This window comes from Alicyclobacillus sp. CIJ1, assembly GCF_057538885.1.
In genome coordinates, this window is sequence record NZ_BAAJPH010000061.1 from 1 (window position 1) to 20124 (window position 20124).

Annotated in this window: 37 protein-coding genes; 31 read left to right on the forward strand and 6 right to left on the reverse strand. The window is 56.6% G+C overall.

What is annotated here, in order from left to right; genetic code table 11:
- Window positions 1-115: 115 nt before the first annotated feature.
- The 4 genes from AC27E8_RS01070 to AC27E8_RS01085 are packed head-to-tail and all read right to left on the reverse strand — an operon-like array spanning window position 116 to window position 2824.
- Complete coding sequence (locus AC27E8_RS01070) at window positions 116-1258, reverse strand: site-specific integrase (RefSeq protein ID WP_487098037.1); 1143 nt, start codon at window positions 1256-1258, stop codon at window positions 116-118.
- A 1-nt stretch (window position 1259) separates the two neighbouring features.
- Window positions 1260-1706, reverse strand: coding sequence for a hypothetical protein (locus tag AC27E8_RS01075; RefSeq protein WP_487098036.1), 447 nt, complete (start codon window positions 1704-1706; stop codon window positions 1260-1262).
- A gap of 56 nt (window positions 1707-1762) precedes the next feature.
- Complete coding sequence (locus AC27E8_RS01080) at window positions 1763-2404, reverse strand: hypothetical protein (protein ID WP_487098035.1); 642 nt, start codon at window positions 2402-2404, stop codon at window positions 1763-1765.
- Window positions 2405-2824: a helix-turn-helix domain-containing protein gene (locus tag AC27E8_RS01085; protein ID WP_487098033.1), complete on the reverse strand. Its 420-nt coding sequence runs from the start codon at window positions 2822-2824 to the stop codon at window positions 2405-2407.
- A gap of 126 nt (window positions 2825-2950) precedes the next feature.
- Between AC27E8_RS01085 and AC27E8_RS01090 the strand changes: the two genes are divergently transcribed.
- Both AC27E8_RS01090 and AC27E8_RS01095 read left to right on the forward strand, forming a co-directional pair.
- Window positions 2951-3169: a helix-turn-helix transcriptional regulator gene (locus AC27E8_RS01090; protein WP_487098032.1), complete on the forward strand. Its 219-nt coding sequence runs from the start codon at window positions 2951-2953 to the stop codon at window positions 3167-3169.
- Window positions 3166-3390, forward strand: a complete 225-nt coding sequence (locus tag AC27E8_RS01095; protein WP_487098031.1) for a helix-turn-helix domain-containing protein — start codon at window positions 3166-3168, stop codon at window positions 3388-3390. Before AC27E8_RS01090 ends, AC27E8_RS01095 begins: the two co-directional genes overlap by 4 nt.
- Here AC27E8_RS01095 and AC27E8_RS01100 read toward each other — a convergent pair.
- Both AC27E8_RS01100 and AC27E8_RS01105 read right to left on the reverse strand, forming a co-directional pair.
- A complete protein-coding gene (locus AC27E8_RS01100; RefSeq protein ID WP_487098029.1) occupies window positions 3387-3626 on the reverse strand; it encodes a hypothetical protein in 240 nt (79 codons plus the stop codon). The two genes, AC27E8_RS01095 and AC27E8_RS01100, sit on opposite strands and share 4 nt — an antisense overlap.
- Before the next feature lie 11 nt (window positions 3627-3637).
- Window positions 3638-3925, reverse strand: a complete 288-nt coding sequence (locus AC27E8_RS01105) for a helix-turn-helix domain-containing protein (RefSeq protein ID WP_487098027.1) — start codon at window positions 3923-3925, stop codon at window positions 3638-3640.
- Between the two features lie 130 nt (window positions 3926-4055).
- On the opposite strand from AC27E8_RS01105, the gene AC27E8_RS01110 reads away from it, so the two are divergent.
- From AC27E8_RS01110 to AC27E8_RS01250, 29 genes are all read left to right on the forward strand, one after another.
- Window positions 4056-4277 (forward strand): helix-turn-helix domain-containing protein, encoded by a 222-nt coding sequence (locus AC27E8_RS01110; RefSeq protein WP_487098026.1) that lies wholly within the window; start codon window positions 4056-4058, stop codon window positions 4275-4277.
- Window positions 4264-4599 carry a hypothetical protein gene (locus AC27E8_RS01115; protein WP_487098025.1) on the forward strand — a complete coding sequence of 112 codons (336 nt, stop codon included), beginning with the start codon at window positions 4264-4266 and terminating at the stop codon, window positions 4597-4599. The genes AC27E8_RS01110 and AC27E8_RS01115 overlap by 14 nt, the downstream gene beginning before the upstream one ends.
- A 255-nt stretch (window positions 4600-4854) precedes the next feature.
- On the forward strand, window positions 4855-5124 hold the full coding sequence (locus AC27E8_RS01120) for a helix-turn-helix domain-containing protein (protein ID WP_008340795.1): 270 nt from the start codon (window positions 4855-4857) through the stop codon (window positions 5122-5124).
- Window positions 5125-5169: 45 nt separating this feature from the next.
- Window positions 5170-5493 (forward strand): hypothetical protein, encoded by a 324-nt coding sequence (locus tag AC27E8_RS01125; RefSeq protein ID WP_487098023.1) that lies wholly within the window; start codon window positions 5170-5172, stop codon window positions 5491-5493.
- Entirely contained in the window at window positions 5490-5771 is a 282-nt protein-coding gene (locus AC27E8_RS01130; protein WP_487098021.1) for a hypothetical protein, read from the forward strand. Before AC27E8_RS01125 ends, AC27E8_RS01130 begins: the two co-directional genes overlap by 4 nt.
- The gene (locus tag AC27E8_RS01135) at window positions 5719-6657 is read left to right on the forward strand and encodes a YqaJ viral recombinase family nuclease (protein WP_487098020.1); all 939 of its coding nucleotides are present in this window, start codon (window positions 5719-5721) and stop codon (window positions 6655-6657) included. The genes AC27E8_RS01130 and AC27E8_RS01135 overlap by 53 nt, the downstream gene beginning before the upstream one ends.
- A gap of 3 nt (window positions 6658-6660) precedes the next feature.
- Window positions 6661-7626 carry a recombinase RecT gene (locus tag AC27E8_RS01140; RefSeq protein WP_487098019.1) on the forward strand — a complete coding sequence of 322 codons (966 nt, stop codon included), beginning with the start codon at window positions 6661-6663 and terminating at the stop codon, window positions 7624-7626.
- Between the two features lie 14 nt (window positions 7627-7640).
- A complete protein-coding gene (locus AC27E8_RS01145) occupies window positions 7641-7874 on the forward strand; it encodes a PC4/YdbC family ssDNA-binding protein (RefSeq protein WP_487098017.1) in 234 nt (77 codons plus the stop codon).
- Window positions 7871-8200: a hypothetical protein gene (locus tag AC27E8_RS01150; RefSeq protein WP_487098015.1), complete on the forward strand. Its 330-nt coding sequence runs from the start codon at window positions 7871-7873 to the stop codon at window positions 8198-8200. Before AC27E8_RS01145 ends, AC27E8_RS01150 begins: the two co-directional genes overlap by 4 nt.
- A gap of 12 nt (window positions 8201-8212) precedes the next feature.
- Window positions 8213-9199, forward strand: a complete 987-nt coding sequence (locus AC27E8_RS01155; RefSeq protein WP_487098013.1) for a DnaD domain-containing protein — start codon at window positions 8213-8215, stop codon at window positions 9197-9199.
- Between the two features lie 31 nt (window positions 9200-9230).
- On the forward strand, window positions 9231-10028 hold the full coding sequence (locus tag AC27E8_RS01160; RefSeq protein ID WP_487098011.1) for an ATP-binding protein: 798 nt from the start codon (window positions 9231-9233) through the stop codon (window positions 10026-10028).
- Window positions 10019-10291 (forward strand): hypothetical protein, encoded by a 273-nt coding sequence (locus AC27E8_RS01165; RefSeq protein WP_487098010.1) that lies wholly within the window; start codon window positions 10019-10021, stop codon window positions 10289-10291. The genes AC27E8_RS01160 and AC27E8_RS01165 overlap by 10 nt, the downstream gene beginning before the upstream one ends.
- Window positions 10288-10551 carry a hypothetical protein gene (locus AC27E8_RS01170; protein ID WP_487098008.1) on the forward strand — a complete coding sequence of 88 codons (264 nt, stop codon included), beginning with the start codon at window positions 10288-10290 and terminating at the stop codon, window positions 10549-10551. Before AC27E8_RS01165 ends, AC27E8_RS01170 begins: the two co-directional genes overlap by 4 nt.
- Window positions 10552-10574: 23 nt before the next feature.
- Window positions 10575-11081, forward strand: coding sequence for a DNA cytosine methyltransferase (locus AC27E8_RS01175; protein ID WP_487098040.1), 507 nt, complete (start codon window positions 10575-10577; stop codon window positions 11079-11081).
- A gap of 462 nt (window positions 11082-11543) precedes the next feature.
- Entirely contained in the window at window positions 11544-11720 is a 177-nt protein-coding gene (locus tag AC27E8_RS01180) for a D-aminoacyl-tRNA deacylase (RefSeq protein WP_008340813.1), read from the forward strand.
- 17 nt (window positions 11721-11737) lie between these two features.
- Window positions 11738-11986, forward strand: a complete 249-nt coding sequence (locus AC27E8_RS01185; RefSeq protein WP_487098006.1) for a hypothetical protein — start codon at window positions 11738-11740, stop codon at window positions 11984-11986.
- A gap of 6 nt (window positions 11987-11992) precedes the next feature.
- Complete coding sequence (locus AC27E8_RS01190) at window positions 11993-12400, forward strand: hypothetical protein (RefSeq protein ID WP_487098005.1); 408 nt, start codon at window positions 11993-11995, stop codon at window positions 12398-12400.
- Window positions 12401-12421: 21 nt separating this feature from the next.
- Window positions 12422-12691 carry a hypothetical protein gene (locus AC27E8_RS01195; RefSeq protein ID WP_487098003.1) on the forward strand — a complete coding sequence of 90 codons (270 nt, stop codon included), beginning with the start codon at window positions 12422-12424 and terminating at the stop codon, window positions 12689-12691.
- Between the two features lie 5 nt (window positions 12692-12696).
- Window positions 12697-12945: a hypothetical protein gene (locus AC27E8_RS01200; protein ID WP_487098002.1), complete on the forward strand. Its 249-nt coding sequence runs from the start codon at window positions 12697-12699 to the stop codon at window positions 12943-12945.
- Window positions 12946-12972: 27 nt separating this feature from the next.
- Entirely contained in the window at window positions 12973-13719 is a 747-nt protein-coding gene (gene tas / locus AC27E8_RS01205; RefSeq protein ID WP_487098001.1) for a TIGR-Tas system RNA-guided endonuclease, read from the forward strand.
- Between the two features lie 430 nt (window positions 13720-14149).
- Window positions 14150-14272: a hypothetical protein gene (locus AC27E8_RS01210; RefSeq protein ID WP_487097999.1), complete on the forward strand. Its 123-nt coding sequence runs from the start codon at window positions 14150-14152 to the stop codon at window positions 14270-14272.
- A 224-nt stretch (window positions 14273-14496) separates the two neighbouring features.
- Window positions 14497-15132, forward strand: a complete 636-nt coding sequence (locus AC27E8_RS01215) for a crossover junction endodeoxyribonuclease RuvC (protein ID WP_487097997.1) — start codon at window positions 14497-14499, stop codon at window positions 15130-15132.
- Window positions 15089-16165 carry a hypothetical protein gene (locus tag AC27E8_RS01220; protein ID WP_487097995.1) on the forward strand — a complete coding sequence of 359 codons (1077 nt, stop codon included), beginning with the start codon at window positions 15089-15091 and terminating at the stop codon, window positions 16163-16165. The genes AC27E8_RS01215 and AC27E8_RS01220 overlap by 44 nt, the downstream gene beginning before the upstream one ends.
- Window positions 16165-16347, forward strand: a complete 183-nt coding sequence (locus tag AC27E8_RS01225; RefSeq protein WP_487097994.1) for a hypothetical protein — start codon at window positions 16165-16167, stop codon at window positions 16345-16347. The genes AC27E8_RS01220 and AC27E8_RS01225 overlap by 1 nt, the downstream gene beginning before the upstream one ends.
- A complete protein-coding gene (locus AC27E8_RS01230) occupies window positions 16344-17060 on the forward strand; it encodes a hypothetical protein (protein ID WP_487097993.1) in 717 nt (238 codons plus the stop codon). Before AC27E8_RS01225 ends, AC27E8_RS01230 begins: the two co-directional genes overlap by 4 nt.
- 5 nt (window positions 17061-17065) lie before the next feature.
- Window positions 17066-17554 carry a hypothetical protein gene (locus tag AC27E8_RS01235; RefSeq protein WP_487097992.1) on the forward strand — a complete coding sequence of 163 codons (489 nt, stop codon included), beginning with the start codon at window positions 17066-17068 and terminating at the stop codon, window positions 17552-17554.
- Window positions 17547-18593 carry a hypothetical protein gene (locus AC27E8_RS01240; protein ID WP_487097991.1) on the forward strand — a complete coding sequence of 349 codons (1047 nt, stop codon included), beginning with the start codon at window positions 17547-17549 and terminating at the stop codon, window positions 18591-18593. The genes AC27E8_RS01235 and AC27E8_RS01240 overlap by 8 nt, the downstream gene beginning before the upstream one ends.
- A gap of 7 nt (window positions 18594-18600) precedes the next feature.
- On the forward strand, window positions 18601-19254 hold the full coding sequence (locus AC27E8_RS01245; RefSeq protein WP_487097989.1) for a hypothetical protein: 654 nt from the start codon (window positions 18601-18603) through the stop codon (window positions 19252-19254).
- Window positions 19255-19341: 87 nt separating this feature from the next.
- A complete protein-coding gene (locus tag AC27E8_RS01250; protein WP_487098039.1) occupies window positions 19342-20121 on the forward strand; it encodes a phosphoadenosine phosphosulfate reductase family protein in 780 nt (259 codons plus the stop codon).
- Window positions 20122-20124 lie beyond the last annotated feature (3 nt).

Sequence of the window (20124 nt, forward strand, 5' to 3'; positions counted from 1 at the left end):
AAATGAGCCTTTGAACAACGTCGTATCATCCTGTTTGCGTGCCCTCAAAAAACGCACTATATCAAGGCTTTTCGGACATTCGTGCACAGGCAAACGACCAGTTGCAAATCCCTTGCTAATCTTCGTTATCCGAAACAACGCTATCAAGGCGAAGCAAATCCGAGAACGCGGACGCAGCTGCTTCCTGGAGACCAGGCAGGACATGGCTGTAGGTATTGAGTGTCGTCGAGATGTTGGAGTGCCCCAAACGTTCCTGCACGACCTTCGGGTGAACTCCGAGTTTGAGCAGAATGGTGGCATGCGCGTGCCGAAGGTCGTGAAGACGTATCCGGGGCAAGCCGAGCCTCTTGATGATACGCTTGAAGGCCGCGTCCAACGTCTCACGCAAGGCATATGACCCGTCTACGCGGCACACCACAAGGTCGTTGTCCTGCCATGCTTGTCCCATGAGCAGACGAACCTCGTTTTGTGCTCGCTTGTGTCGGCGAAGAGCGTCTACGACGTCCGGCGTGATAGCGATCGCTCGATTCGATGCTGCATTCTTCGGTGACGAAACCAACAGCTTGTTCTGGACGCGCGTAACGGATTGGGTGACGTGAATCACACCGTTCTCGAGGTCCACGTCGCGCCATCGTAACGCTAAGACCTCGCCTACCCGCATCCCGGTCGTCGCCAACAACAAGAACGCAATCCCATATTGGTGTTCCATCGCTGCAGAGAGAAAAGTACGCAGTTGTTCCTCGTCCCACACTTGCAGTTTGGGCCGTTTCGGCGTTGGCGCATCGACTGCATCCATCACATTGCGAGTAAGGTATCCCCATTTCACCGCGGCCTTCATCGCCTGCTTGCATGCGATATGGACGATGAGCAAAGTGTTTGGCGTCAAGCCGTGCTCGTCACGGAGTCGGTTGTACAAACGCACAAAGTGCGTGGGCTTGAGGTCACAAATCGGAATGTGACCGATGTCGGCCATTGCGTACTGCTCCACGTACCATCGGTACTGCCTGATGGTCGACTCCTTGACCTTTGACCGTTTGAACTCCAGGAACGCCTCGAAAAGCTCGCGGAATGGCATCTTGGACGGCACAACGTAAGTCTTGTCGTGCACCTCTTCGGCGATGGACGCCAAGAATCGCTCAGCTTCGCGTTTCGTCTTGAAGCCCCCGTGCCACTTGTAGCGCTTCTTCCCCTGTTCGTCGTAGCCCAAGTAGACCACGACCGACCACGAGTTGCCACGCTTGCGAACGTGTCCGCGCACCTCAAACCCCTCCTTGCAGATGACGAGAACCCTGGTACAAGTCCATTCGCCGTTCCATCCATACCAATGGGACGCGAAACTCATCGGCCAAAGCTTGAATAGGCCTACCCTCGCATTCCGCGAGCATGTAATCTGGCGCGAGGATATGTGAAGACAAGTCGAGGACCTGAGACTCTTGCAATTCGCGCCACAGTTCCGACAGGTAGGTGCACAGCCAGCAATACGTGAGCCCGCGGGCAAGGTCCACGCGCTGTTCGCGCTCGTCGGTGTCTGTGCGGACAAACACTATCCAAAGGCCCTCGGCGACACAAACGCACCCAGACATATATGGGTTACGGCTCACGTATACACCGAGCTCTCGTGCCATGGCGTCCAGGTCGATGTCGCGTGGGGAGCGCCAGACCATATGCTTGGCAAGGAAGGATTCGAGGCATTTGTCAATGTCCATTGCACTCACCTCTAGAACATATGTTCTGTTTTGTAGCGAAAAAAAGAAGAGAAAACTTAGAAAAACCCTTTTACGCGGCCAGCACGAACATCGGCAATGCGCGACATAATGGACAGCACGTCGAGATAGGACTCATCGACGCATTGAAACAAACCGTCGCGCATCTCAAACACCAGCCAAAACGACATGGTTGCAGTCAGCGAACCGACGTTGCGTGTCGGCACAGCAATCTTGAACCGAATTTGTCGCACCTCATGGCCCTCTGGATAGCCGATTCGCTCTTCGCGGACACCACGGGTTCCTGGCTTAACATGTCGCGAAGATGATGGCTGCAAGTTTTCGCAAAAAGGGATTTGGTAAGGCACCTTATGATAAGGTGAGAGTTCGATAAGGTTCTCGTCATAGAGAAACGCTGTCGGGTTGTGATTGAGAAAGAACGACGGCATATCCAAAGTCCAATCGTACTTGTTGTGAAGCATGTATTGGATACGAAGAACATCCCACACATGTTCGGGTGGATGAACCCTGGATGGATAAGTCGGCTGTTCGCAAGCTTTATTCGCGCGATACATCTTCCATTGACAGAAGTCCGCGCACGACATGAGTTCGCGCGTGCAAGAAAGCAATGTGAACTCCACAAGTTCGTTTGAAACCGTAATCGGGGTCTCGACAAAGGTTCGAAGAATGGTCGAGGACACTTACTTCCGACCTCCATTCGCTCGCCGCGTGCGCTGCAAAGTGAGATGTCGTATCTGCTGCCAGTCGAACTCGATGGCCTTTCGCAAAGCTTCGCGTTGGTCCTCATCGGACGAGTTAAATTCCCAGAAGAACTTGTCGTCGAGATTATCCATGACCCACTCGATGAACGCCTCTTTTTCGGCAGGAATATCTGATACCGCATATCCGTTTGGCAAGCTCGTCCGGCCTAACAGATAGTCCGTGGTGACGCCAAAGTAGTCCGCTAAATGGGCGACCGTCTCCGTATCCGGCTGGTTATCACCGGTTTCGTACTTCGCGTAGGTCGAGCGATTGATTCCAAGCTCTCTACATAACTGCTCCTGCGTCACACCTTTTTGTCGTCTCAACACCCGCAACCGCTTTGCGAGGGTCATCTGCATCACCTATCCCTATTGTATGTGATGTGGCGTCACAGGAAACACAATGTTACGTAGCGTAACAAAATGTATTGACTGTCCATCTGGAGGACGTATAATGTGACGTGAGAGGACAAAGGGGGCGGTGAGATGAGGAGATGGTGGCTGGCCAAGTGGCGAATTGAACACGGTCTTACTCAAGAAGAGATGGCGGCTCGTTGCGGCCTGAAGCGTGTGACATACGCGAAGGCTGAGTACGGCAAGACCATATCGGTGGAAACCGCGCAGAAGATATCTCGCGTCGTGGGCGTTCCGTGGCCTCAATTTTTCGAGGACAATTGTCCTCTGGGAGGACAGGAAGGCGCATGAAAAGGTCGAATATCACCAACAAGCATGAATTGCCCGTCATCCTCTCTGTTGACGACTTAGCTCATTTCCTTCGAGTGAGCCGGGCAAAAGCCTACGACATGACGCGCCGAAAAGGATTCCCGGCTGTTCGCGAAGGACGACGTATCTTCATCCCGCGGGACGCGCTGCTCGCGTGGTTAGAGCGTACCGCGATGGAGAATGACGGGCAACCGTGTGCTTAGAACTTGGCGATTTTCGCCGAAGTTACTGGGATAGAACCTCCTGATGTTGTGGAAAATTTCATAGGATTTCCGAGATCGAAAGGTGTTTTGCTTCTACAAACAATCAACACGCCATTGACGACAGTGAATAATATCGAGCTTCCGTCCGATTCCATCTTATGAAAAACCGCATGAGACAAAGATTGACGTTCGACGACTTGTTTGAATTGGTCGAAGTCAACTTCGACGTAGACCATACGGCTACCTCCTAGGAACGTTCTAGCGTCTCAAGAAACCTCTCCAGCGCTTGGCGTTGCTCTGGTGTAAGCCGGCTGATTCGGTCGGACGATGGCTGCTCGTCCGAGAAGAACTCCGACAAGGTGACGCCGAGCGCAGAACAGAGGCGTTCCATCAGTTCAACAGTTGGGTTGGTGACACCGGACTCGACCTTGTTGATTGCGGATGCAGCAACCCCAGACAACTTGGAAAGACGGTACTGGCTTATGCCGCGGCTCTCACGGACCTGTCTGAGACGGGCTGCAACATCCACGTGCATTCTCGCCTCCGTTCTGTAGTTCTCTACGGAGAATTATACAGAGCAAATTTTATGGGACAATAATTTCTCGTAGAGGTTGACATTCTTACTCTTTAGGAATACAATATAGATAGGTTCGGGGGTGATAAGAATGGCGGTCAAAGTGAAGGAGGTTCGCCAGAAACAAGGGATGACTCTCTACGAACTGGCGAAACGCTCCGGATTAGCTCAGTCAGTCGTCTGGAAGATTGACCGCGGGATGATTAAGAGGCCAAGCATTCAGACCCTATCGAAGATTGCCAAGGCGCTTGGGTGCGAGGTGACGGATCTGTACGAGGACGACGAGGAGGTGACGAAGCGTGAGCGCGCCTGAAGCCGAGTTGGAGACCCTGCGAGCCGAGGTCCATCGCCTCCAAGAACGCCTAGCGATGCTGGAGGCAGGGCGGGCGTCCTACCGGGCCTCAGCGGAGCTCCGGTCCTACATCGAGGAGCAGTTGAAGGCCGCGGGTATCCTGGCCTCCGAGCACACGCGGGCGCGGCACATGCAAGTCAGTGCCGTGACCGAATGTGTGAAAGTCGCGTTGGGCTTACGCCGACTCACCGACCTCGGCGAATGGAACATCGACCGCGCCAAAGAAGTCGCGAGCCAGGTTGTCGACCTCATCGCGCGCCACAGGAGCGGGTCGAAATCTTGAGTTCGATGTGGACGTCGCGATCATTCTCGGAAAGTTCCTCGGCGAGGTCGTCCAAGGCCTCACGGATGAAGTCGAGGATAGTCCGGGCGCGAGGTGTCAGGTGGGTGAACGTTGAGGTTTCGAGGCGGTGCATTAGGATTCTCCTTTCGAGGTTAGTTGAGGTGGCCCGCGGGCCAGCCGAGGTTGGACAAGCCACAGGCGAGGGTGCCTGTTGCGGGCGAGATGAGATGAGTTGAGAGGAGGTGAGCAGAGGCGGTGAAGAGGAAACCGAAAGGGCACATCATCCTCCGCTTGCTGCGGGAGGCGGCCGGTCTCAGCCAAGTGGAGTTGGGGATGGAGATTGGCGCAGACCGAAACGTGGTAAGCCGCATCGAGGCTGGCCAGGACATCGACCCGCAGACCTTGCAGCGTTGGGTGGATGTGTGCGGAGGCATGGAGATGCTGGATTGGCTCATCGAGCACATGCGGGCGCTGCGTCGCTACCTGCATCTGCTGACACGTACAGACTACCACGCTTATGCGTGACAAAAGGCGGTAGGAATCGAGCGAAATGCGAAGGAGGGAAAGCACATGGCGGTCACACAAGCGTATGTGGAGTTTCGTTTGGAGGCGTGGAAAGCTCAGTATGAGCGTTTTCTGACGGACGTTCGTGACCTGTCCCAAAACATGAGGAAGAGCGCAGTGCGTGATACCGACGCATGGTCGTCAGGGTACAAGGCGGGTGCCGCCGCCGCGTACCAACACATGTACGACGACCTACTCGCGTTGTATCACGACTACTGCGCTCTTCGTCGTTTGCTGGCCCAACAGCAAACGGAAGGCTTCAAAAACACCGCTTCTGGCGACGACTATACCACGCCCGAGGCGATGGCACAAGGGAGTGTTGAGGCATGAGCGGACTTCCGGGTTACGACCGCTGGCGGCTCATGACACCCGAGGAGGACATGCCTTGGGCGTATGAATGGCCGGATGAGGATGAAGAAGACGGCGAGGAGATTTCCTGTGACTGCTGCGGTATGGAACTCGACGAGGACACGGCGGTTCCGGACGGGTCGTTCTGGCTGTGTCCAGAGTGTGCGAAGCTCCCGGTCCTGGACCAAGAGGAGGAGGTGAGCGCAGATGAGCATGGTTTTGGTGAAGACTCGCGACATGGAAAGGCAGGAGTGGCTTGAGTGGCGGCGTCGGGGAATTGGGGGCAGCGACGCCCCTAAAATCCTCGGTCTCAGTCGGTTCGGGTCGCCGTTCACCGTATGGCTCGAAAAGGTCGGTGAGGCCGAACCTGATGAACCTGGGGAGGCAGCGTATTGGGGAACCAAACTCGAACCGATTGTTGCGAACGAATTCGAGGCGCGTACCGGGTTCAAGGTTCGTCGCGTCAATCAGATGCTTCAGCATCCTGAGCATTCGTTCATGCTCGCGAACATTGACCGTCGCGTGGTCGGTCGTCGTGAGGGACTTGAGGTGAAGACATCTAGTGCGTGGCGGTCAGGTGAGTGGGAAGGCGACGAGATTCCCGACGAGTACTACGTGCAGTGCCAGCACTACTTGGCCGTTACGGGATACGAGCGCTGGCACATCGCAGCGCTCATCGGTGGCCAGCGCTTCGTTCACAAGGTCATCGAACGTGATGATCCGTTCATCGAGGCGCTTATCGAAGCCGAGAAGAAGTTCTGGTGGCACGTGGAGAATCGCGTGGCACCCGAGCCCGATGGCTCCGAAGCGGCTCAAGAGTTCCTGAACCGAAAGTACGCAACCACGAGTTCGGAAACCATCGAACTTAGTTCCGACGCTCGCAAGTGGATTGAGCAGTACGAGTACGCCAAGGAACTCGAAAAGCAGGCGGAAGCCTTGAAGAAGGAAGCCGAAAATCACCTGAAGGCTATGCTTGGCGAGTGCGAAGCAGGACACCTCGGGACATGGACGGTGAACTGGAAGTCCTACGTTTATTCCTCGCTCGACACGAAAGCCCTCAAACAGGAAATGCCCGAAGTGTACGAGCGATATCTACGAAAGACCAACACACGCCGCTTCACGATTCAAGGAACGAAGGAGGCGTAACTCATGGCACGAGTCAGTGGTGGAAATGAGGCTTTGCTGAAGCGCGCACAAAGCCAGGCTGAGAATAAGCCAGCACACGCGAACGGAGCAAACGGTTCAACGGTGACAGGAACCATTAAAGCATTATTGCAAGCTCCGTCGATTCAGGCGAGGTTTCACGAGGTTCTTCGGGACCGTGCTCCGCAGTTCATGTCGAGCATCGTGAATCTTGTGAATAGCGACCCAAGCCTCCAGAAATGCGAACCCATGAGCGTCATCGCGTCGTGCATGGTCGCGGCGACGATGGACCTGCCCATCGACAAGAACCTCGGGTATGCGTGGATTGTGCCGTACCGAGACAACAAGAACAATCGATTGGTTGCACAGTTCCAGATGGGTTATCGAGGATACATCCAGCTTGCTCTTCGCACCGGCAAGTACGCGAAAATCAATGCTCTGCCCATCCACGAGGGCGAGTTAGTGTCATGGAACCCGCTCACGGAGGACTTTGTGTTCGATCCAGACGCCAGAAAATCGGACAAGGTAGTCGGATATGCAGGGTACTTCCGGTTGGTGAACGGCTTCGAGAAGTTCGTGTATTGGCCGATCGAGCAAATCGAAAGCCATCGCAAGAGGTTTAGCAAGACGCGACAAGGCGGCGTATGGGAACAGGATTACGACGCGATGGCGCTCAAGACGGTCATCCGCAACATGCTCGCGAAGTGGGGAATCTTGAGTATCGAGATGCAGAAGGCGGTCACGACCGACGAGAAGGCGGCGGATACGACAAACGCACAGGACCCCATCGATGTTGAGTGGCGTCCAGTGGACGAAGAGCCGGTTGAAGAGCCTGAAGAAGCCAAACCCAACGAAGAGAGCAAACCCGAGGAACAGACGGCCAGCAGCGAGATTACAGAAGCCGAAACCAAACACGAAACGACCCACGAAACGACCGAAGAGGCGGACCTGTTCGAGGGGTTGGAGTTTTGATGGAGGGACAACGAGTGGAGCAACAGCCATTCTGGGACAAGCAAGAGACGGTCGGGGAGATTATGCGCGGTAAGTACAACACCATCGTAGTCAGTCGATGCGAGAAGAACGGCAACAAGTACGTGGACATCCGAAACTGGTACATTCCTCGCGGCGAGTCGGAGTGGCGGCCTGGGAAGGGGATTTCGATTCCCTTCCCGGCGGTGAAAGAAGTTGTGAGGTACATCGAGGAGGCTGCAAAAGAATGAGTGTTCTGCTGGTTCCGTCAAAACTCGCTCATCATCCAAAAATCATCAAGCTATCCAGACTGCTTGGTGAACCTCCGCACAGCATGCTCGGCAGGGTTTTAATGCTTGCTTGGTGGTCGGCTGAGTATTGCAAAGGCGACAACATCACTCGATACTTCGACCACATTACGGAGGCCACCAATTGGATCGGATCACACGATAGGCTAGCCAACGCTTTGTTTGAATCGAAGATTCTCCTTACTGACGAAGGCGGAAACATCTATCTATCCGGTTTAGTCAGAGATGAATACGACGAAGACGTTTATGAGTTCGACCTGAATGACTGAGAGGGCGTAAAGATGGCGCGGAAGGTCTTTATCAGCAGCGACATGAGCATCGATGAACAACTCGCTGAGGTGGCGGAGCAAGACTCGTTAGCCGCTTTGCTGTGGCCATGGCTCCTCACGACTTTCGACGACTGGGGAAGGGCCGAGGCTCATCCGCGCCGTCTCAAGGCCAAAGTCTTCCCCATGAACGACATGGTCACAGTCGAGGTCATCGAGAATGCGCTACGCCTCTACGAGAAGGTCGGACTGCTCGTGCTCTATGAAGTCGACGGAAAGCCCTACATGGCCATACCAGAGGACAAGTGGTACAAGTACCAAACACACATGAATCGCTCACGGCGTCCCGGCAAGGACAAGATGGACTCCGACTTGCCTGCGCCGCCGTCGGGGAATCGTGGGGAATCTAAGGGACCCCACGGGGAAATCAAAAATCCCCACGGGGCCCCACGGGGGTCCGAGGGGGTTAGTGGGGGTTCATCGGAACCCCACGGGGCCCCGCAGTTCCCCTTACCTTCACCTTCACCTTCACCTACAAATACAACAACAACCACAACAACCACCGCGCACGCGCGCGAAGGTGAAGGTGAACACATCGAGGGAAGAGTGGCATATGACGAGCAATACCACCCAAAGCGAACGGACGATAGGCTGGCTAGGGTAGCTCAAGCGTATGAGGGAGAGATTGGCGTTCTAACGTCAGCTATCCAACAGGCGCTCATCGAAGCGGTAGACAAGTACCCAGAGGACTGGATAACCGACGCGATACGAGAAGCGGCTATCAACAACGTCCGGAAGTGGTCATACGTCCAACGTATTCTCGAAACTTGGCAACGAGAAGGCCGAGGAACAGTGGTGGAACCGAAGGGGAGGCGTGTTCGCCCAAAAACACGGGACAAGCCTGCGGAAGAAGGGGTGAAGACACGTGGAGCACCTGTCCGACGCGATAGCGAGGACGTTGACTGGGATGAGCTTGAACGCGCGTTCTACGGGCAGGGATAAGTGTCCCTACTGCGGTGAGACGATGAGGCAGATGACCACGGTACAAGTCGGAGGGCGCGAAATACCGTTTGGGCCATTCGTGTGCGACTGTGAGGCGTTCCAAAGGCATCGGGCCGAGGTCAACGAGCGCAAGCGAAAAAAGCGCGAGGAAGAGGAGCGCCGCATACGCGAGATGCGTATCGAGCAGTTGTTCGCGACGAGTGGTCTTCCATCCCGGTGGCGGAATAGGACGTTCGAAGCGTTTGTCGTCAACGAGTCGAATCGGTCGGCGTTTGAACGTGCCAAGCGGTTCGCGGAAGAGTTCGACCCGAGAAGTGGACAAGGACTTCTCTTCACAGGAGACGTGGGCACGGGGAAGACGCATTTGGCCGCTGCCATCGCCATGGAACTGCTGAAGCGCGGTTTCTGGGTGGTCTTTGGGACCATTGGCAGCCTACTCGCAGACATCCGGCATACATACGACGACGCGGCGAAGGAGACGGAAGCGGATGTCTTGCGCAGGCTGAAGCGGTGCGACCTGCTCATCATCGACGACCTCGGCAAGGAAAAGGTCACGACATGGGTCAAGCAGATGGTATTCGAGGTCGTGAACGCAAGGTATGACGACAATCGGCCACTCATCGTGACGACGAACATGAAACTCCGGGACATACGGGACCGATACGACCGAGTGGAGTCTGACAGCGACACGTTTGGCGTTGGCACGGCCATCGTGGACCGAATCGTCGAGATGTGCGAGGGCGTGCAGATGATGGGGAAAAGCTGGCGCGTCCAGACACGAATGGCGCAAATCGAAGGCGAGAAAGGGAGGCGCGAAACGTGCGAGTGATGATTGTGTACGAAGGCGACGACCACAATCCCAAACATGATGCGGTCGACGGGTATGCACGAGCGCAACTGCAGGCCATTCATTACGCCATGGAAGCGTGGGCAAGGATGCTCGCTGAGCAACACCAGGAGAACGAGGCCATGCGCAAGGACCTTGAGAACCTGAAAGAAAACGTCGCCCACCTCGCCGCCACGGTCGCGGCCCTGCAACGGTCGCTCAATACCATGGCTGCGGAGCTCAGGGGATGGGAGGCGCGGCGATGAGCCTGTTCGACGACGACTATCCGACCTGGAGCGTCGTGACGGTGGCTGTCCCGGTTCCGAGATTCGTCATCAGCGAACCGTCCTACGCCTCCATCTCGCTCGTAGTATCGTGGTTCGACGTTGTGCTGCTGGCGCTCATCGGATTCTTGGCGGTGCATGTGTGGTGGATGTGGTTCGTGTTCGCGATTCTCGCCGGGTTGTGTCTGGAGATGGCGGTGTACACCGAGGTGACGGAGCAGGTTGGTGAGGAGGACACGTAAACGTGAACAGGCGCTCGTTGAAGATGTTGAGTCTCTTCAGTGGGGTAGGGTGCATTGACTTAGCGGCTTCGTCGCACGGCATTCAAACCGTCATGTTTTGCGAAATCGATCCGTATTGTCAACGGATTCTGGCAAAGAGATTCCCTGATGTGCCCATTGTTCCGGACATTCGAGAAGTCACATGGGACAAGGTTCGTGAGGTGACAGGACTTGAGCAAATCGACATCGTTGCTGGAGGATGGCCGTGCCAACCCCATAGCGTCGCAGGGAAGCGAAAAGCCTCTCAGGACGAACGGGATCTTTGGCCCGAGCTACGGAGAGTGCTTCGCGAGATTAGGCCCAGATGGTTCGTGGGCGAAAACGTACCAGGGCTACTATCAAGCGAATCTGGACGGTTCTTTGGAGCCGTACTCCGGGACCTGGCCGAAATGGGGTTTGATGTACGGTGGGGCGTGCATGGAGCATGTGACGTGGGTGCGCCGCATCGACGGGAGCGGGTATTCTTACTTGCCTACGCCGCAAGTGCTTGATTCTCAAACTGGCGATGATCCCTCGCGCGCTCAACGCAAACGCGAGGAAGGATGGTCACAGAACCTTAATGATGCAATCCTTTGGGGAACGCCAAAATCTAGCGAGTATAAAGGGTCTTCGGCATATGGGACGAAGGCGTGGGCGAGGGACGTCGAGAGACAGAACCTTAAGGCTCAAGTGATGGAACCTAGTCATCCAGGGCAGTTAAATCCGGATTGGGTGGAATGTCTGATGGGACTACCCGTCGGATGGACCGACATCGATGTGGAGAATGACCAGTTGCAAAGTGTGCCATGGCCAGCAGGGTTTGGCCAAGAGCAGTTTGAATGGGAACCGCCTCGTGTGACGAAGAAATCGAAGAACAGGCGTCAGCGATTACAGGCACTAGGGAACGGCGTAGTTCCGGAACAAATCGCTCCCGTCTTCGCCGAATTGGTTAGGCTGGAGCGTGGTGACGGCGCATGTGGACCGTGAAGGTCAACGGCAAGGTCATCGGCCAAATCCAAGACGAACGAGCTGTCGACAACGCGGTCAAGAAAATCCTCGAACGCGCTCAGCAACGCTACCACGGGATGGTGAGCATCGTGTTCGAGGACGAGAAGGGCAGGCCGGTGAGGGTTGTGGGGTTCCATTTGTGAGGGGGGGATGAGGAGATATGAGCAACATTCTTCCGGGGACGCGCGTGAAGTGGACGAGCCAAGCCCAGGGCTCGTGGGTGGAGAAGAGAGGGACGGTTGCGGCGTTCGTGCAAGCCGGGAAACAGGCGTCGCGATATATCCCAAACAACGAAAAAGCGCGGTTGAAGGCTCAGGACGTGTCACAAGTGGACCGGTACTTGGTCGAGGTGCCGGGGCGCGAAGGTGACGTACTACTACTGCCCGAGGGCAAGTCAGGTGGAGGTTGACGAGGGATGAGAACTCGAGCCGCCATCATCAGTGAGTTAAACGAGCTCTATCGCGAGAAAAACCGCCTCTACGGCGACAGTTTCCGCGAGACGTTGCGAGAGTTCGGGGCGGTCGCGGCCATCGTGCGGATGATGGACAAAATCAACCGCGCGAAGACGTTGGTCAAGCACGTTGATGCGTCGGGCGAGCACGAGGTCATCCACGTCGTGACAGACGTGAACATGGCGGGCGAGAGTTTGCGCGACACGCTCCTGGACCTTGCAAACTACGCCATCATGACGGTCGAGTGGATGGACGCGCATGAGATGGACGAAGGAAGAGCTTTCGATAAGGACCCGCAATCCTGGGCGAACGCTCAGAAGGAACTCGAGGATGCGTTGATGAGTCGTTTGCGGAACAAGATTCAGCCATGAACAAAACGGGAGGTGAGCGCGATGAAGATGGACGTTGAGGTGGGCGACACGCTGTATCTGGTGCTACACGGACCCGGGTGCACGTCGCCCGATGGACATGAAGGACGAAATGCGTCCATGCGCTGTGAATGGGTAAGCGTGTACTACGTGGGCGAGCACTACGTGACGGTGGAGGTGATGGCCGGGTACACAAGGTGGGGCGATGCGAGAAAGTATCGCGTGGCGTACACGTGGGACGACCTAGTGAAGCGAATCATGCTGGCGAAGGAATACGCGAAGAGAGGGGCTTGATGGACATGGCGATGCGGCTGACGGCTGTCTGGCACGAAGACGACCGCCTCAAGGGAATCGAGGCGGCCAAGAAGGAACTTGATGCGGCACTCGCGGAGTGGCGGCTCCGCGAGCGGCAGTACCTTGACGTTGAGCCTGGAGACTGGCGGATTCACGACGCACGATTGCTCAGGCTCCAGGCTGCTGAACTTCGGGTCAAGGCTGCAAGGTTAGAGTACGCCGCGGCGGTGGATGGGGTCAAGGAACGTGCATGACATACACATGCGAGGAGGACGATGGGGATGAATAAGGCGACGGCGTTCGAAGCTCGAATCGAAGAGGTGCGCGAAAGGTCCAAGCAGACGAGTGCACTGCTCCGATTCCTGGCGGACAGCTACGAGCAATCGCAAAAACTGAGGATTGCAAGTGAGAATCGCGTCCGCGCGATGAACCAGGGGTCGGATGAGACACACGACGAGGACCAGGACGACATGTTCGCGTTCCTCGCCGATGATATGCGGGCCATCGAGTATAAGTTGTATACGCGCATGAGGAAGTTAGTCAAGAATCACCCGGCGTGGCCGTGGCTGTCGACAGTGAAGGGTATTGGGCCTACACTCGCAACCAAACTCCTGGGCCTCATCCCAGACATCTCGTCGTTCGACACGGTGTCGAAACTGTGGCGATACGCTGGATACGGTGTTGTCGATGGGAAGGCTGAGCGGCCACAGAAGGGAGAGAAATTGCACTACAACAAGCGTCTAAAAACGACGTTGTATCTGGTTGGGACGCAGTTCCTCAAGTCAAATAGCCCGTACCGTAGGATTTACGATGACGCCAAGCGGTACTACCAGGAAAATCGGGATTGGACGCCTGGACATATCCATCAAGCGGCAATGCGCAAGATGGTGAAGGTGTTCCTGCAACACCTGTGGGTCGTGTGGCGTATGGAACTCGACCTCCCGGTGCGCGACATCTACGCACTGGAGAAACTGGGCCACACCACGTATTACACGTGGGAGGAGTTCGTCGAAGAACACGTAGGGTGACATCTTGTAGCCGTATACGATGTGAGAACCGAAGTAAGTATGCGAGCCGTAAAGGAAATGAGGCCCATAGGAATAGTGCGAGCCATTGAGTAATGTGAGGCCCAAAAGGGAATTGCGAGCCGTTGTATGTTTGAGAACCGAGTATTGGGTGCGAGCCATACTGTGGGTGAAACCCGTTGAAGTGGTGCGAGCCACAGGACACCGTGAGACCCAGACCTGGAGTGCGAGCCGCGAACCAAGTGAGTACCGATGGCGGCGAGCGAGCCATTAAGGACTTGATAACCGATGGAGCCGAGCGAGCCAATCGATCTCTGAGGCCCAAGGACACCGAGCGAGCCGAAAGGTGGATGCGACCCGATGTGAAAGTGCGAGCCATGTGGAAATGGAGAACCGAAACGTCTATGCGGAGCAATGAGGAGGATGAGGGGCCATGAGCAACGTGCTTGACGACATCCGTGATGTGCGTCAAAGGGCGGCAGCCATCCTCGGCGGACGCAAGTTGCAGATGCTTGAGGAGGCGGGGATGAAGTATGGCGAAGAAGGAGTACATTGACGAGTTTCCGACGACTCATATGGTGGGGTGGGTAGAATGAGTCTGCTTAGTTCAGTTTATGTAGTTTGCCTGTGGTACGAGGAGATGGAGGATATGCCGCCGCTCATCGATGTTTACGCGAATCCGCAGGACGCGCAATCACGTGCCAATCAACTCATGGATGAACATCCTGATGGATTCGTAGCGATACTTGTGACAAACATACGTTAAAACGAGGTGGTCATGTGCGCATTCTCGGAATTGACCACGGGACGCGATACGCGGGATGGGCGGCAATCGAATCGACGGATGAGGGAGACATCATTTGGCTAGGACAAGGGCTCATCAACCTGACAGCCGACGTCGAATTCGGGGCGAAACTTGCGGCCTTGCATTCGGAAGTCGAAAAAATCGTGGATAGCGTTCGTCCTCATGTGGTTGCTGTGGAAAAACCAATGGCGATGAGAAGCGGTGACGTCGCACGTCAACTCATCCAAATGTACACGGCAGCGCGATTGGTGGCGGACATTCGCCGTATCACGGTTATAGAGGTCACGCCACAGGCGCTCAAACTTTACACCGCGGGCCATGGCGGAGCGGAAAAGGACGATGTGGCGCGGGCGTTGTGCGAGCTCTACGGGCTGGAGTACGACGAGATTGCCGTGCCGGAGTACTACAAGACGGGGAAGCGCAAGGGGCAAATCAAGGGGCGGCTGTACGACGTGAGTGATGCGTGCGGGCTGTGCGTGGCGGCGATGCGGATACTCCGCGACACCATCAAGGGCGGTGGGCTGGATGCCGGACTGGATGTTGTCAATAGCGCGGGGACGAAACGGAGTGCCGATACGCAACATTCGCCTCGAAGACGAGCGCAAGCCTGAACCGTCCCCGGTCGTGACGTATCGCATGTCGCCGGAGGAAATCGAGGCGTACCTGCGCGAGAAGTACGGGGACAAACTCGATGGGGCGAAGAAGAACGCGACAAGGCCACTATGCGAACCGAAAAGGGAGGACAGTGCGGCCATGGATGTGACTCTGGAGGACATCAGGACGCCTGTGATGACGCTGGAGGAATATCTGGAGCGGCGCGTGGCGGGCATGCGCAGGCCGGAGATATGCAAGGAGTTCGGCATTGAACGCGACGAGCTCATTCGAATCCTTCGCGAATGGGGCCTGCGCGACATGGTGAGAGAAGGCCGCGTGCTGATGAAGATATCGAGTTACATGGCTGGTGGGATGGCCTTCGATGAAGCCGTGGACGAGGCGATGCGAGTCGAGTTCGGCAAGGACTACGCGAAGGCTGAGGCCGCGCGCGAAGCATCTACGGAACCTACCGAAGTGGCGCAAGAGGCGCAAGAGACTCAAGCGACCGAACAGACCGAGGATATCCACAACGCTGAGGACAAGCCTGTGGAAACTGTGGAGGAGACGGAGGCGCATGACATGGCGACGGAGACGGCTGAGGCGCTATTGGGTGCGAAGGTTGAGGAGGACGATGAGACAGTGGTCGAGGCAAATCCACACGCGAATGCAGGCGAGGAGACGCATGTCGTCGCCCATCTGATTGCGCCTCGAAAGGTGACTGTAACGATGACGCTCGACGAGTACATCATGCGCGCGGCATTCGAGGCGATTGTCGAGGACGTGCACGAGACCGCGGTCATCAAGGGCTGGCACGAGACGAAGGTGCCGATGCCCATTCATCTGGCGCTCATCCACAGCGAGGTCAGCGAGGCGCTGGAGGCAGACCGAAAGGGATACGGCGAGGACAAGGTGGCTGAGGAATTGGCGGACGTCATCATCCGGGTGATGGACACGGCAGCGGCGCACGGCCTGAACCTTGCAGACGCGCTGTTCCGCAAGATGGCCATCAACAAGAACCGTGAGTATCGGCACGGAGGGAGGAAGTACTGATGGGTGAGGAAGACGACATCGCCATCTATGATTGGCGACCGCTCAAGGTGCGCAAGGGATTGCCGACAGTGGTGGAGCTTACGTTGGTCGTCGGGGACGATGTGCGGGTGCTGGAGTACGTTCTTCGGCACCCGGACCAGTGGCAGCCGAAATCGCACAAGGAGAGGAGGGTGACGCAATGAACACGACGGCGGTGGTTGGACCTACAGAACTGCTCTACAAGGCAGCAATGGCGTCGACGCCCGTGACGGCGCCGAATGGGAAACTCGTCGAGTACCATCCGCTCGACCCAGGGACCCTTGAGGGCCGGTGCTATCTGTGCGGCGCATACGGCACTGGGAAGCCAAAGAAGAAGGTCATCAAGGACACGTTCACGGACCACTCATGGGCTAAAGCGCCATCTAGCGATATGGTGTGCGACTACTGTGCGTGGGCGCTCTCCTACAAGTTCGACACGCGATTGTACACGCTCTATGCGACGGAGCGCGGATTGCGACTTCTGAGCCGCCGAGACATTCGAGGCCTACTCCTCAAACCGCCCGAGGCCACCCCTTATCTGCTTTGCATTGCGGTGAGCGGGCAGAAGTGGCTGCATTTCAAAGCGACGGTTGGGTACTCGCGGGATGAGTGGGTGTGCATGCTCGAGGAGCGGAAAATGCGCGTGCAGCCTCACGTCTTCGCGGATGTTCTCGACGTGGTGGAATGTCTGTATCGGACGTTCACAAAGGACGAAATTGCTTCTGGCGAGTATCAGGCCCACAAGATTCTGCAGTACGGGATGGGCGCATGGGAACGAGACGATGCGAAGGTAGCAAGATACCGCGGGTCACGTTTACTGGAACTCGCCCTTTTCGTGGCGCAGCGCCAAGATGCGAAAGAAACGGTGGAGGTGTAAGGCGCGTGTACTACGGATTCGATACATCGGACGAGCATGCGGCGATAGGTGCCCTCCTGGTCTATGGCATCTATCGCTCTCGAGACACGAAGCGATTCAAGGTCACACCGTCTATGTGGGGCACCATTGAGCAGGCAGTGAAGTCTTCGGCCAAACGCGCGATGGACCTGAACGACTTCATCGAGAAGCTGAAGCCGAAGCTGTACTGCGCGAGCATCCAGCCGCGGTGGATGTGGGACGGAACCACACGGACTATGGCGGTGCGCGTGGACCCAGAGACGGGGGAAATCATTCAGGTCCAGGACGATGGACGACGGGTGTTCTGGACACACTTGCTCGAGTCGGCAGACCACGAGACCGTGTTGGAACGGTTGTACAAACGGACAAGCCTCATCATCGCGCTGGTGAGAGACAGGATTGAACGCGAAAAGCCGCTTGAGGTCCGCGGAATCATCAAGTCAGAGGACTACGAGGAGGAGATTGTGGATGCGTAAACACACAGGCACGCTGGAGGCGGTGTTCACGCTCTTGGCCCCCATGTCGCATATCGGTCAGTCCCACGGGCCGGACAGCTATCTGGACACGACCTACGTGTTGAGCCCGGACGGAAGGCCAGTAGAGGTGTTTGTGTATCACGGCAATGCGTGGCGAGGAGCGTTGAGGGACGCCGCGGCCTGTTATCTGCTTGAGGTCCTAGGCCGAGGAGATTCCATTCGCATTCCGCTGCCGCTCTTCTACCTGCTCTTTAGCGGCGGAGCCATCGGCGGCGACCAGTCCATCGACATCGACCAAGCCAAGCGGATACGCGAGGCCCTACCTGGTCTCTCGATATTCGGTGGAGGCGCGGGGAACATGCTACTTGACGGAAAGATATGCGTGCACGACGCCTATCCACTGTGCAAAGAAGTGCAACACCTCTTGCCTCCGGCGCTTCGCAATCCAGACGCGCTGTCATGGCGCCAGATGACGACAGAAAGGAGCCATTCGCGCAAGGACGACGCGAAAGACCAAAACCTGAACGTGTACTTGTACACGGACGACGACCGTCTGGCTCTTGAGGCCGCGAAGACCGATGGCCAGTTGTCGCTCTTGCCCGCGGAGGGCGAGCCGAAGAAGAAGCGCAAGGCAAGCGACAAGACCGAAGGAGATACGAGGGATGCGCGACCGCAGCAGATGCGATATACGACGGAGTGCCTGATGGCAGGGGCGAGGCTGTGGCAACAGACGGACGTAAAGGGGCTCACAGACCTCGAGATGGGCGCATTGGTTTCGGCCATCGACTACTGGAGCCGGTCGCCCTACATCGGAGGTCAGAACCGGATTGGATTCGGCAAGTGCGCGGTGGAAATGACGTGGCGACCCCGGGGAAGCGAACCCGAACCGTTTGCCATGGTCACGGGTGGCGCGTTGGAACTGGGTCCTACGGCCAAGGAGACGAAGCGGATGTACGACGAGTTCCTGCAGCAGTACATCGCGTACCTTGAGGAATCTCGCGAAGGGCTGGTGAAGATGCTTGAGGCCGCTACGGGTTGACGCCTATATGTACGACGGTCGGGTAGCGACATCTGACCTGTACCTGCCACTCGATAGCATGCTCGCGTGGTCTTGGATCTACGAGTACGAGCCGGAGCGGCTAGCGGCTACGACAAGCGGGATTGACGGGGAAATCTATCAGCCGCCGCTCCCGATTGAGCGGCGAGAAGCAAATGGCGAATGGTATTACGCCTGTTCGTTCGCCATCGGCAAGCCGGTGATGGAGATCACGGAGTACTGGAACAAGCGCTTTGACGCCCAGTACGCCGAGGAGTACGTCGACTTCCAAGGTCGGCGAGGCAAAATCAATCCTTCTGCCGGTCGGTACAAGGCGTATCGAATGCCGGTGGTTGTGTACCTCATACCACAACTTACGTGGTATCTCGTCGGAGATGAGGATGAAATCCGACATCTCCTCCGAAATATCACGCATATCGGCAAAAAGCGCAGCCAAGGGAAGGGCAAGGTGCGCGAGTGGGTCGTAACACGGGCGGAGGAGGACCTTTCGCACCTGCGGCCCGTCCCAGACCCGGAAGGTGATGATTACGGAGCCGTCCGTCCTCCGTATTGGGAGGCACGGAACATGATGCGCGTTTCGTGGCCGGACGGATGCGAAGTGCTGGCGTGCAAGCAGACGGCCTATGCCGTGGAGGTGATGTGAAATGGCGAAGCGTGTGAAGGTCGAAAGCAAACCGCCCAAGACCATAGCTGCGCCGAAACCAGATGACCAACAGGAGGGTGAGCGGTGATGAGGCCGGATGAACGGGAGCGGTACTGGTTGCACAGCCTGTCGCCCGCGTATCAACGCAAACTCGAGCATTCGCTTGAGGTCATCGACGAGGCGCTGGCGCAATCGAAAAAGCCCTATGTTTCCTGGAGCGGTGGGAAGGACTCCACGGTCCTTCTCCACCTCGTCCGGTCGCGGAAACGAGATGTCATCGTGGCGTTCTTTGATTCAGGCGCGGAATTTCCGGACACCTATGCATTTATCGAGCGCATTGAACGTGAATGGAACCTTGACTTGTACTGGCTCGAGCCTTCGATGACGCTGCTTGACATCTACGACTACGTGGACATGTGGAAGAACAGGCCGCAGACCAAGACGCTTCACCGTGGCGAGATTGAACGGATTCTCATCAAGGAGCCAGCGCGCAAGATGAAGCTCGATGTGGGATGCGATCTTTGCTTCATGGGCCTTCGGGCATCGGAATCAAATGCGCGTCGATACAACCTAGGCCATCGCGGGGAAATCTACGAGGCGGAGTACGATGGAATGACGCACTGCAATCCTTTGAAAGCATGGCAGGCGGCGGACATCTGGGCGTACATCGTATCAAATGACCTGCCGTACAACCCGGTGTACGACAAGGAGTGGCCGGGAGGGCGCGAGGCGATTCGTGTGGGGGCGTATGCAGGCTCGACAGACATGACCTTGGCACTCGGCAGATGGGCATTCGTGAAGCGGCACTATCCGCAGGTGTGGCGCGAGTTTGTCGCGAGATTTCCGGGTGCGAGTCGGTACGTCTAAATT